General features: G+C 60.4%; 10 protein-coding genes. 8 read left to right on the plus strand and 2 right to left on the minus strand.

The genetic code is table 11. From position 1 onward, the window contains the following. The 7 genes from ACK59H_RS21650 to ACK59H_RS21680 all read left to right on the plus strand — a co-directional run. On the plus strand, positions 1–840 hold an 840-nt coding region (locus ACK59H_RS21650; RefSeq protein ID WP_409264901.1), incomplete at its 5' end, for a phytanoyl-CoA dioxygenase family protein. A 71-nt stretch (positions 841–911) separates the two neighbouring features. Then, the gene (locus ACK59H_RS21655; RefSeq protein WP_213660806.1) at positions 912–1,127 is read left to right on the plus strand and encodes a hypothetical protein; all 216 of its coding nucleotides are present in this window, start codon (positions 912–914) and stop codon (positions 1,125–1,127) included. Between the two features lie 177 nt (positions 1,128–1,304). Next, positions 1,305–1,952 carry a hypothetical protein gene (locus ACK59H_RS21660; protein ID WP_139833475.1) on the plus strand — a complete coding sequence of 216 codons (648 nt, stop codon included), beginning with the start codon at positions 1,305–1,307 and terminating at the stop codon, positions 1,950–1,952. A gap of 505 nt (positions 1,953–2,457) precedes the next feature. Then, complete coding sequence (locus tag ACK59H_RS21665) at positions 2,458–3,846, plus strand: DUF1329 domain-containing protein (protein WP_409264902.1); 1,389 nt, start codon at positions 2,458–2,460, stop codon at positions 3,844–3,846. A gap of 24 nt (positions 3,847–3,870) precedes the next feature. Beyond that, on the plus strand, positions 3,871–5,517 hold the full coding sequence (locus ACK59H_RS21670) for a DUF1302 domain-containing protein (RefSeq protein WP_331833015.1): 1,647 nt from the start codon (positions 3,871–3,873) through the stop codon (positions 5,515–5,517). A gap of 8 nt (positions 5,518–5,525) precedes the next feature. Beyond that, a complete protein-coding gene (locus tag ACK59H_RS21675) occupies positions 5,526–7,940 on the plus strand; it encodes an RND family transporter (protein WP_213660809.1) in 2,415 nt (804 codons plus the stop codon). Between the two features lie 10 nt (positions 7,941–7,950). Then, entirely contained in the window at positions 7,951–8,913 is a 963-nt protein-coding gene (locus ACK59H_RS21680; RefSeq protein WP_213660810.1) for a YCF48-related protein, read from the plus strand. A 116-nt stretch (positions 8,914–9,029) separates the two neighbouring features. Here ACK59H_RS21680 and ACK59H_RS21685 read toward each other — a convergent pair whose 3' ends face one another. Beyond that, a complete protein-coding gene (locus ACK59H_RS21685; RefSeq protein ID WP_213661152.1) occupies positions 9,030–9,899 on the minus strand; it encodes a phytanoyl-CoA dioxygenase family protein in 870 nt (289 codons plus the stop codon). A 238-nt stretch (positions 9,900–10,137) separates the two neighbouring features. Between ACK59H_RS21685 and ACK59H_RS21690 the strand changes: the two genes are divergently transcribed. Next, positions 10,138–11,391 (plus strand): CdaR family transcriptional regulator, encoded by a 1,254-nt coding sequence (locus tag ACK59H_RS21690; protein ID WP_213660811.1) that lies wholly within the window; start codon positions 10,138–10,140, stop codon positions 11,389–11,391. A 46-nt stretch (positions 11,392–11,437) separates the two neighbouring features. Here the strand turns inward: ACK59H_RS21690 and ACK59H_RS21695 are convergent, their stop codons facing one another. Continuing rightward, positions 11,438–11,998 carry a TetR/AcrR family transcriptional regulator gene (locus ACK59H_RS21695; RefSeq protein WP_249746251.1) on the minus strand — a complete coding sequence of 187 codons (561 nt, stop codon included), beginning with the start codon at positions 11,996–11,998 and terminating at the stop codon, positions 11,438–11,440. Between the last annotated feature and the right edge of the window lie 81 nt (positions 11,999–12,079).

Below are 12,079 nucleotides of genomic sequence, written 5' to 3' on the forward strand. Positions count from 1 at the left end.
CAAGTGGTGGAAATCATTCGGCGTGACGGTGGGGTCATCATTGCTGATTTCGTCTCGCCAGAGACGCTCAAGTGCCTCACCGAAGAGCTGGACACCTACTTGAATGTCACGCCCTGCGGAGAAGACCCCTATTTCGCAGGCATGCAGACCCGTCGTATCGGTCGCATCATCGGGCGAAGCGACACGGCGGTGGAGGTGGCACTTAACCCGTTGTTCATCGGCGCGGCCAGGCAGATCCTGCAGACACCGACCCATGTCTGGGTGGGCAGCGACCGCATCGAGATGGCACCTGACATTCAACTCAGCATTACCCAGGCCATTCAGATCGGCCCGGGCCAAGGCCTTCAGCCCCTGCACCGCGACGATGCCACCTCGCTGTGGCGACATCCCCAGTTCGGGCGCGAGGCCCGCCTGCAGATCATGCTGGCCATCTCGGACTTCACCGAAGAGAACGGTGCCACGCGCGTTATTCCAGGCAGTCATCAATGGGATGACGAGCGCGGGCCGACCCAGGAAGAAACCATCGCCGCCGAGATGAAAGCAGGCTCTGCGCTGTTGTGGCTGGGGTCGGTCTATCACGGCGGTGGCGCCAATACCACAGCGTCTCCTCGTACTGGTCTGACCATGGCCTACGACTTGGCCATCCTGCGCCTCGAAGAAAATCACTTCCTTTCCATTCCCATTGAACGGGTTCGCCAGCTCCCCGCAGAAATGCAACGCCTGCTGGGCTGGAGTGTGAGCTCCACGCTGCTGGGCTGGGTGGAAATTGATGGCCAGATGCGAGACCCACAAGAGCTCTTGGGCATGCCTGCGTTTTCCGAGGCGGGAAAAGGCTTCTGAGCCCCTGAGTTTGCACAGCCTGCTGCGTATTGAATTTCTGCCCTTTTGGGCGCAACCAAGGAGATGACACCATGGCGTTCTCAATCGACTCGAAAGTTGGCGAGCTGCTGGATAACAGCACTACGAGCCAGATCCTTGAAAAGCACCTGCCCGGTGTGGGTAAACACCCACAAATTGGCATGGCCCGTGGCTTTGCCTTAGTGACGGCGGCGAAATATTCTGGCGGGTTTATTTCTCAGGAAACGCTGAATAAAATCGACAGCGACCTGAGGTCTCTGGTCGACTAATCACGGCCATGCTGACCTGCTCGTATAACTTTAGTTACCGGTGCAGGTCAAATAATTCAGCCCGTATTTCCCCGCTGATCGGGTTTGCAATAGTCGTCCGATTGGCTGCCGATTTCGACGTGCAGTGTGATGTCGATCCTCAGATTGAGAGAGGCTGTTCTCGTGGAACTGATAGAAGTGAGTATCCTGGGCTCATGTATATTGCTAATCATCTGTGGTCTGTATTATGGGGCGGCATTCCTCGGGCGAAGAAATTATCTGCTCGGCGGAGAGTTTTTGATTGTCGGGATATCCGCGACGAATTTCGCGATCTTCCTCGTTACGGGCTGGCTGGAAAATTATAACGTTGCCATATTCCTCGATGCTTTTTCCCGGGGTGTTGGAATTCCAGTTATTGCAACGCTTGGCTTGATGGCGGTAACGCACGATTACAAACCGTCCCCGGTGAATGACATTGTGTTGTTCCTGGCTGGCTTTACGGTTGCAGCCATTTACTTCATGTCGAGTTCATTCAAGCAGTTCCTGCCTTATTTTTATATGGTGATGTGGCTGGCGTACACAGCGTACCTGGCCTATTTCATTTGGCGACTGGTTTGTGCCAGAGAGCTTCTGCATGCGCTGGCTACCACCTTGGGCGGTGTGGCGGGGCTAACGATAGCATTCCGGTATGACTTCTTTCCGATTCCGGGTGACGACTCAAAGATGGTATTCATGACCTTTGCTTTCTTGACTTGGTCGTACTCGATTGTGCAATCGTTCTATGCCTATGGTGCACTTCAGCGTTCTAGAAGTGCCCCAGTTGAGGCGTTACTCAATGCTCGTTGAATTGAGCGGCGCAGGTGCGCCGTTATGCCGCCAATTTCTTGATTCGAAGTAACTCCATGTCGGGCCATAGGCCCGCTTCTTTACCGCCTCCAGGGGCGGTTTTTTTATGGGTAATTGATTCATTTCCATGATTGGGTTTTCAATGGAAATATTTAAGGCTTGCTCAATGTAAACGGCAGCTTGCGATGGGTAAGTATAACTAGCAATGCATCATGGTTGGGCATGCGCTGGTAACACATGTTTCTTTACTTCCCATTAAGGTGCAGGCATCTGATGAACATAGATCGCCACTGTCGACTAAACACCTGATTTATCTAACTTAATCATTCCACGAGACTTCTGGCATATGGATTGCTTTCTGATCATTTGACATGGTCAATTGATCATGTCAAATGATCAGCTTGCGATAGGTGCCCATTTCCGTGTGGATGGTCGGGTAGCCGGTCCAGGCCCTTTGTTCGAGGAGCCTCCAATGAAAGAAGTATCTACAGGGCAGAAAGACGACATGTCCGCCCGCTGTATTTTCAGGCATCTGCTGGTTACCCTCGCGGTATCGACCGCGATGTGCTCGGTACAGGCCGCACCCCAGGTGGCGGGGGAGCTGGGTTCGAAGCTGACGCCACTGGGCGGTGAGGTGGCCGCTAGTTCAAGCGGGGATATTCCGGCCTGGACTGCTCCGGGGCCGCAAGGGGGGGGCTGGAGCTATGGCCAGGTGCGGGGGGACCACTGGAAGTTCAAGGATGACAAACCCCTCTACAGCATCGACTCGAACAGCGTGACGCAGTATACGAGCAAGCTGTCCCCCGGCCAGCTCGAACTGTTCAAGAAGATTCCGGGCTATCGCATGGACGTCTACCCGACCCGCCGCACCTGTGGCGTACCGGACTTCGTGGCGGATAACACGCGGCAGAACATTGGCTTCGCCAAGCTCGACTCCACAGGGGTTGCCCTAGAGGACGCCCATGTGCCAGGCATCCCGTTCCCTCTGCCCAGTACCGGCGCAGAGGTGATGTGGAACATGAAGATGCGCTATCGCGGCCTTGGTGTCGAAATTCCCAAAAGCATTTCAGGCATTTCACCGCGCAAGGGTGGGGAGTGGTTACGCCAGTCGTCAGACACCTTTTTCTTTACGCCCTGGGGAAAGAAAGGCAGTGCACTTTTTTCGTCCATTGGCCGCTTGGAAAACGCCACGTTCTCCAGTTACCGGGAGCCAGCGGCGCTGGCCGGCCAGGCTGGTGTGCAGACGACTGTAGCAGGCGAGCAGGCCAGCACCTTCTACTATTTCCCCGGCCAGCGTCGGGTGAGGCGCATGCCATCGTATTCCTACGACGCTCCGCAGATCGGGCTGGACAACCAGTACACCGTCGATGAGGCGAACGTGTTCTTCGGAGCCATGGACCGCTTCGATTGGAAACTGATCGGCAAGCAGGAGCTGCTGGTGCCGTACAACGCCTTTGGCGCCTATGACACCGCAGCCAAGGTGGAAGGCTTCGCTGGCGACGATTCCATCGCGCCACAGTCGCGCCGCTACGAACTGCATCGTGTCTGGGTCGTCGAGGCCAATGTTCGCCAGGGCATGCGCCACCAGGCACCCAAGCGCCTGTTCTACATCGACGAGGACAGCTGGAACCCGTTGCTGGCCGTTGACTATGACAAGCAAGGGCAGATCTGGAAGGTGCGTGAAGGGTTCTCGATCCCCGTCTACGAGATCGGCGCGTGCGACGTGCAGGCCCAGGTCCAGTACAACCTCGCCGATCATCGTTACCTGTTCGACATGACCTCGATCGGCGCGGGCAAGAACGATATTCGCTGGCTCACCGAAGACAGTGGCAACCCTCGCCTGAAACGCGACTTCTTCACCTCCGACAACCTGCGAGCCATCAGCGAGCGCTAAACCCACGCCAGATCGAGAGCCCACATGAAAAAAATAATTACGAAAGCATCAGGCCTTGTCATCGTGTGCGCAACCCCACTGGCAATGGGGTTCACATTTGAAACCGAAACCCTCAATGGCTCCTTCGACTCCACGATCACCGCAGGCATGGGCCTGCGTACCGAGTCACGGGCCTGCAACCTGATCAACCAGGGGCCGACCGGGCACAACGTGCCCTCCGGCTGCCTGGCGCAGAGTTCCGGCGTGGCGGACCAGGGCGACCTGAACTACGACCGCGGCGACATGTTCACCAACTACCTCAAGGGTACCCATGAGCTGTTGCTGAAGATGCCCGAGGACTTCACCTTCATGGCGCGCGGGACCTGGATCCGCGACTTCGCTGCCACCGATACCACCGGCACGCTGTCGTTCAACACCCCAGAGAGCGTCGGCAGCAACGGGCTGAGTGACGACGCCCGCGACGACCTCGCCTTCAAGGCTCGCCTGCTGGACCTGTGGGTGAGCAAAGGCTTCGACATGGGCGGGCAGCGGGTCCGTGCGCGCCTGGGCAACCAGGTGATCAACTGGGGCGAAAGCCTGTTCGTGGCCGGTGGCATCAACAACACCAACGCCTACGACTACCAGGCCTTGGCGCGCCCCGGCGTGCAGCTCAAGGAGGCCGTGCTGCCCGCGCCGATGCTCAGTGTCGCTTCGGGCCTTGGCTCGGGTGTTAACGTCGAGGCCTACTATCAGTTCCGCTGGAACAAGAGCGAGTTGCCGCCGGTGGGCAGCTACTGGTCCACCAACAACGCGCTGGGCGAGGGCAGGGGGGACTACGGGTTCTCCGAGAAGGACGCCCGCGACAGCGGCCAGTGGGGCCTTTCGCTGCGCTGGCAACCGGAGGACAGCGACATAAACTACGGCTTCTACGTGATGCGTTATCACGACAAGTTGCCGTCATTGCGCGTCGCCATTCTTGACCCGGACACCTTCGCCGCTGCCCCCACCTGGGAATACCAGGAAGACCGAATGATGTATGGCATCAGTGCCAACATGCCGATCGGTGACTGGGCCGTCGGTACGGAGCTTTCGTACCGGCCGAAGGACTCGGTCATGCTCAACCCGGTCATCGACCTGTGCTCCAGCAATGGCGGCAAATGCTGGAAGGACGAAAAGAAGTTCCAGTGGCACCTCACCGGCCTGTACAGCTTCACGCCTTCCAACTCCCCGACGCTGCTCGACTTCACCGGAGCCAGCACGGGCACCTTGTTGTCCGAGCTTGTGGTCATCAAATACCCAGGGCTGCATGACGAGGTCAATGGCGAGCCACTCGCTGCGGGGCTCAATACCTGGCAGTTGGACCCTGCGACAGCGCCCAAGCCCCGTGGCGACAAGACGTCCTCTGGCATCAACCTGGACTTCAGCCTGACCTATGACGGCACCTTGCTGCCGGGCTGGCAGGTCACGCCAGGTGTATTCTATTCGCGCTCGCTAGGGGGCAGGACGCCGAACCTGAGTGCGACCTTCACCGAGGACGCGAGCAGCATGAACCTGTATCTGAACTTCGTGCGAAACCCGGCCAGTTGGCAGATCTCCCTCAACTACGCAAAGTTCATGGGCGGCGACACGCCCTACGACCAGCTTTATCGTGACCGCGACTATGTCGGCGTTGCGATTTCCCGCACCTTGTGAGGCCCGCCGTGAACGGTTCTGTAAAGTTATCCGAAGCTCCGGCACCTGGCCTGCTGTCACGTGTCGAGGGTGTGTTGTTCGGGCATCGTCGTCTGGTGCTGGCGACCCTGGCGGTGTTCACGCTGATCATGGGCTGGTTCGCCGTGCAACTGCGTATGGATGCAGGCTTCGAAAAGCAATTGCCGGTAGGCCACGAATACATCAAGACATTCGAGGCCTACCGCAACGACCTGCTGGGAGCGAACCGGCTGACCATCGTGGTCAAGGCCCGACAGGGCGATATCTGGAGCGCCCCGGGCCTGAAACGGCTGTATGACGTCACCCAGGCGGTGACCTTCCTCCCGGGGGGGGCCCGCAGCAGCGTGCGTTCGTTGTGGACGCCCAATGCCTTCGTCAACGAAATCACCGAAGAAGGTTTTCGCGCTGACCCACTGGTACCAGGAACGGTTTCGCCCGAGCACCTGGATGACCAGGTCATCGCGACGATCGCCAGCTCCACCGCCCAGGGTGGTTTCATCGGCACGCTGGTTTCCCGGGATCAGAGCAGTGCGATGATCACGGTGGAACTCAACGAATACGACACCAATGGCGCGCACCTTGACTATGTGGCGTTCAACCACAGGCTGGAGAAAGAGATCCGCCAGCAATTCGAGGATGGCGATTTCGAAATCCAGATCATCGGTTTCGCCAAGCAGATCGGTGATATTGCTGACGGGGCTTCAGCCGTGCTGGAGTTCTGTCTGCTGGCGTTGCTGCTGACGGCGGGGGCGGTGTACTGGTATTGCCACTCGCTGCGCTTCACGCTGCTGGCGCTGGTCTGTTCATTGGCCTCTCTGGTGTGGCAGTTCGGTAGCCTGCGCCTGTTGGGGTACGGGCTCGACCCGTTGGCGGTGCTGGTGCCCTTCCTGGTATTCGCCATCGGGGTGTCCCATGGCGTGCAACAAATCAACTTCATCGTCCGCGAGATCGCCATCGGCAAGAGCGCCGAAGCGGCGGCGCGTTCGAGCTTTACGGGGTTGCTGATCCCCGGGACGCTGGCGCTGGTGACCGCGCTGGTTTCCTTCGTGACGCTGCTGTTGATCCCGATCCCGATGGTGCGGGAGCTGGCGATCACGGCCTCGCTTGGCGTGGCCTACAAGATCATCACCAACCTGGTGATGTTGCCGTTGATGGCGTCGCTGCTGAGTGTCGATGACAAGTATGCGGCCGCCCAGGAAGTGTCCCGGCAGCGCCGCACCCGCTGGCTGCGTGGCCTGGCCCGGCTCGCCGAGCCACGCAGGGCACAATGGGTGCTTGGCTTTGCCTTGGTGGTATTCCTGGTGGCGATCTGGCAAAGCCATGACCGTGTCGTTGGCACGCTGCAGGCGGGCGCGCCGGAGTTGCGCGAGGACGCCCGCTTCAATCGCGATGCGGTTTCCATCGCCGGCAACTACGACATTGGCCTGGACTGGCTCAGCGTGGTGTTCGAAGTCAACAAGGAGCCCTCTGGCGAAGACAGCCAGGTGGCCTGCGAGGATGTTGCCCTGGGCCAATACCAGGATCGCTTCGTGTGGGCCATGCAAGGGGTGCCAGGTGTCCTGTCGGTAGCGTCGTTCTCCAGCAACATGCGCCAGTTCAATGAGGGCTACAACGAAGGCAACCCGAAGATGGCAGCGGTGCCCATCGACCCGATGAACTACGCCGCCCTGGCTACCGAGGTTGCGCGCACGCCCGGGCTGATGCGCACCGACTGCAGCATGTCCGCAGTGCACCTGTACCTGGCCGATCACAAAGCCACCACGATCAACCGGGTAGTGGATGCCGCCAAGGCATTCCGCAGCGAATACCCCCTGCCAGGCATCTCGGTGCGCCTCGCTTCGGGCAACGCCGGGGTGCTGGCAGCCATCAACGAAGAAGTGGAAAAAAGCGAAACACCCATGCTGCTTTATGTCTATGCCGCCATCGCATTGCTGGTGTTCGTGGTGTATCGCGACTTGCGGGCAGTCCTGGTGTGTTGCCTGCCGCTGACCATCGGCACCTTTATTGGCTACTGGTTCATGAAGGAGCTGCAGATCGGACTGACCATCGCCACCTTGCCGGTGATGGTGCTGGCGGTGGGCATTGGCGTCGATTACGCCTTCTACATCTACAACCGTCTGCAACTGCACCTGGCTCATGGGCAGTCGATTACCAAAGCCGTGGAATACGCGCTGCTCGAAGTGGGTGTCGCCACTATTTTCACCGCCATCACCCTGGCCGTGGGCGTGGCCACCTGGGCCTTCTCGGAACTCAAGTTCCAGGCCGACATGGGCAAGCTGCTGGCCTTCATGTTCATCGTCAACATGGTCATGGCCATGACCGTGCTGCCGGCCTTCGCCGTGTGGCTGGAGCGGGTATTCCCACGTAAGCGCCCCGTGCGCGTGATCGGCGCGCTGGTGCACTGAGGAGAGAAACATGAAGTTCAGGGTTTCATTCACCGCAGCCGTGCTCGCAGCAGCAGTGCCGCTGATGTCTCTTCAGGCCGCGCCGTTGCAGGCCGTACCGGCCGTACAGGCGAGCAATGCCACGCAGGCCACCATGCTGGCCGCCGGTTGGGCGGGGGCGCGCATGGTGGCCGTGGGCGACCACGGTGTCGTGCTGTTGTCCGACGATCAGGGCATGGAGTGGCGCCAGGCGAGGTCGGTACCGCTGTCCACGCCATTGACGGGCGTGTCTTTCGTGGATGCCAAACGCGGCTGGGCGGTTGGCCACTGGGGCGCGATCCTGGCCACAACCGATGGCGGGGAGTCCTGGCAGGCCCAGCGACTGGCCACCGAAGAAGACCGGCCACTGTTCGCGGTGCACTTCTTCAATGCCCGGCAGGGTGTTGCAGTAGGCCTCTGGTCGTTGGTGCTGACGACCGAGGATGGGGGCCAGACGTGGGCTGAGCAGCCGCTGCAGGCTCCGCCGGGGGGCAAGCGGGCCGACCTCAACCTGATGGGGTTGTTTGCCGACAGCCGCGGCACGCTGTACGCCACGGCCGAGCATGGGCAGGTGCTGCATTCCGAAGACCAGGGGAAGAACTGGCGTTACCTGGATACCGGCTACGAAGGCACCCTGTGGTCTGGCGCGGTACTGGCCGATGGGCGTCTGCTGCTGGGTGGCCAGCGCGGCACCCTGTTGCAGGGTTCAGCGGACGGCAAGGGCTTTCGCCGAGTGCCAACGCAAAGCAAAGGCTCTGTCACGAGCGTAGCGGTAGCGGGCTCTCGTGTGTTGGCGGTCGGGCTGGATGGGCTGAGCGTGCAGAGCAGCGATGGCGGGCACAGTTTTCAGGAAACGCAGACCGCTGATGGCCTTTCACTGACGGCGGCGTTGTTCAACGCCGAGGGCGTACCTGTCTTGTTTTCACGCCGAGGGGTAATGCCCTGCCAGGAGTGAAGGGCCGGTCACTCGCTCAGAGGCCAGGCATCGCAAAGCGATGCCTGGCGTGTTTCCTTGCCTGGGCGTCTGGGTGGTCGTGGCACCTTCAGGCCCAGGCAAGTCAACGCTGGACGCTAGAGCTGAAGGTAATCCGCCAGGTCTGCGTAGTTATGTTGCCAAAGGCCAGGGCTGCCATTGGGGTATTGGGAGCGGAAACCGAGGATCTTCTGTACCCGCGGAGAAAGCGTGCGCACCAGCTCGAGCGGCACGATCAACGGGTAGGCTTCTTCAGGCGTGATTATCGAAGCCTGCATCGGGATGGTCAGCCCGCGACGGTAATAGTCGGTGGTCACGTTGGCCCCGCCACCGTGAACGACCTTGCCGCCGAACAGCACGGCATCCCCGGCTTTCAAGAGGGCAGGAATCGTCATCTCTGGGGTGCCGACATCGTCGAAGTCATCCCAGTCCTGGCTCCCGGGGATCAAGCGCGTGGCGCCGTTTTCCTCGGTGAAATCGGTCAGCGCCAGCATCAGGTTGGTGATGGCGCGTGGCGCATGTTTGCTCATGGCCACGAACGGTTGGTACTGCATCATGTCACGGTGCAGCATTTGCGCTTTGTTGCCTGGGCCGATTTCGATCAACTGGGCCGTGGTCAGCCACCAGTCACCGCACTCCGGGGCGTAAAGCACGTTCCCCAGTTCGTGGAAGAGGTCGTCATCGAGGACTTCCTCACGAAAGGTCTTGCTGTGGGTGACGAGGTTGGTAAGCCGTTTGGTCTGGTGGCCATGGAACTCGGCGATCAGCGCGTGCTCGTGCCTGGAGCCGGCATCGAGCGCGGCCAGGGGGGCGTCGAGTTCGCTGTTGATTCGTGCGACTTGTTCAGGGGTCATGAAGTTGCGGATGATTACGGCACCTGCCTGGTCGCTCAGCAGCGCAATTTCTTGCGCGGAAGTCGAGCGGGTTACAACTGGCAGGCTTGGCGTGGAGTTGCGAGAGGCTGACATTGAGAACACTCCAGATTGAAAGGAACGGTTGCGCAGGCGGGTTGACGTTTGATCAACGGGCATCAGGAAACAGGCCTGCTTGCTACTGCGCTAAACCCAGGAAAGGGACATGGAGCGCCACGGTGCCTCCTGGTTCTTTTTGTTCAGGCAGTGAGTTCATGCTAGGTTTGCACTGGCCCTGCGCCAAGGTACGAACTGCACCATTTTCCAGCCGATTTTTGAGTGATTTGCACCGCCCATGACCAGCACGCCATCGCCCTGGCCACGCCCCTCGGAAGCCGTTCGCGAGCTTATGCGCAAAGGCGCCGAACTCGCTCAGGCGCTGCCCCCTGAGTGGGTCGAGCGGCTGAACCAGTCACTGTTCTCTTCACCCGAAGATGCCAGGTTGCTGGAGGACCCGGTCATCCTCGCGTCGTGCCGGCGCGCCAACCGAGCAGAGTTGCTGCATTGGGCCAATGCCAACCTGCAGCGCCCTGGTGAGCCGGTGGAGCCCTACGTGTCTGCTGACATGGTGGACACGGCCAGGGAGCTCGCCCGCAGGGGGCTGTCCGAGCTGCTGATGAATGTTGCAAGGTCGACACAGAACGCAGCCTGGGACCTGTGGATGAAGATGGCCTTCAGCCTGACGCAGGATCCCGTGGTGCTCGAGGAATTCCTGAAGGTCTCGTCGCGTTCGATCTCGGAATTCATCGACAGCAACATGCGTGTGGTGACGCAGATCATCCTCGAAGAAAAGAACGCCCAGACCCATGATGATCCTGTCGATAAACGCAGCCTGGTCAGCCGGCTGCTCGATGGCAGGGATGTGGACGCGGAGCAGTTCGGCAGGCGACTGGGCTACAGCCTTGCGCAGAGACACCATGCCTGCCTCATCTGGAGCGAAACCCCGGACGCCGAGATTCGCCCCCTGGAAGATATGGCGCGTGCCCTGGCGCAGCTCACGGGCACGGTAGCGCCCCTGATCGTATTTGCGGGCCCTGCGACCCTGTGGGCCTGGAGCAATGCGGCAAAGCCGCTGGACCTGAACCTGCTGCAAGGCGTCGCTCGACAATTTCCCAAGATTCGCGCGGCAATCGGTTCGGCGGGCGCGGGGATGAATGGCTTCCGGCGCTCGCACCTAGAAGCCTTGACCACCCAGCGGGTGATGGGCCGCTTGGCGGGTTCACCCGCCGTTGCCACGATCGATCAGGTGAGGATGGTGTCGTTGATGACCCAGGATGTCCGCGCGGCCAGGCAGTTCGTCTTGAGCACCTTGGGGCGTCTGGCGACCGAACCCACGGTGCTTCAGCATTCGTTGCACGCCTTCCTGGCCAATGGCTGCAGCATCACCCAGACCGCCGAGGTGCTGGGTACCCATCGAAATACCTTGCTGCGCCGGCTGGAGCGCGCCCAGGACCTGCTGCCTGTCCCGCTTGCCGATCATCGCATCCAGATCGCCGCCGCTCTTGAGCTGGTGATCTGGAGTACGCCGCTCGATGGCGACGAGCAATAGCGGTTATCCCCTTCCTTTGGCGCAATAGCGCTTCACGGCTGTTGCCCTACGCGGGCGCCCAACAGGGTGCCCGCGTTGCAATGCCCTGCAAAAACGCGTTCTCCAGCATCTTTGCACGCTCGCTTGGCGCATGCCCTCGCTGGCGGGCATGGACCATGCCGTGCAACAGCGATAAGAACATCTCGGTCAGCAGCGCCGCGGTGACATCCGCTCGAAATACACCCTGTCGCTGGCCGCTGAAGAACAACGCATCGAGCCTTTCCAGATAAAACCGCAGGTCGTGCTGCACGCTCATGTGCACAGGGTAACGGGAAGCCAGGAAGGCGATCAGTTCGCCTTGGGCCAGGTGTTCGCGAATCAGCTGACGCAACGCGGCCAGGGGCTCTGTGGAAGCCAGCGCGCCGCTGTTGTCGAGGATCTGCATGAGCGTGTTTTTGGCGTGCTGTTCGAGCTGGCTATCGAGGTTTTCTCTCGTCCCGCAGTAACGGTGCAAGGTAGCCCGGCTGATGCCAGCCAACGCCGCCAGTTCACCCATGGACGCTCTGGGTCGCAAGGCGGCGCCGCCATAGCCTTCTTGCGCGATCACCGCGATCGCCGCCGCCAGCAACTCGGACCTTTTGGCGTCGCGATCTCTAACCGGGCGCCCACGACGGGCAAGCGGTAATTAACGCCTCGGCCGCGGCGCCAC

The sequence above is a fragment of the Pseudomonas sp. KCJK9000 genome (assembly GCF_046230725.1).
In the GTDB taxonomy this organism is placed as follows: domain Bacteria; phylum Pseudomonadota; class Gammaproteobacteria; order Pseudomonadales; family Pseudomonadaceae; genus Aquipseudomonas; species Aquipseudomonas promysalinigenes.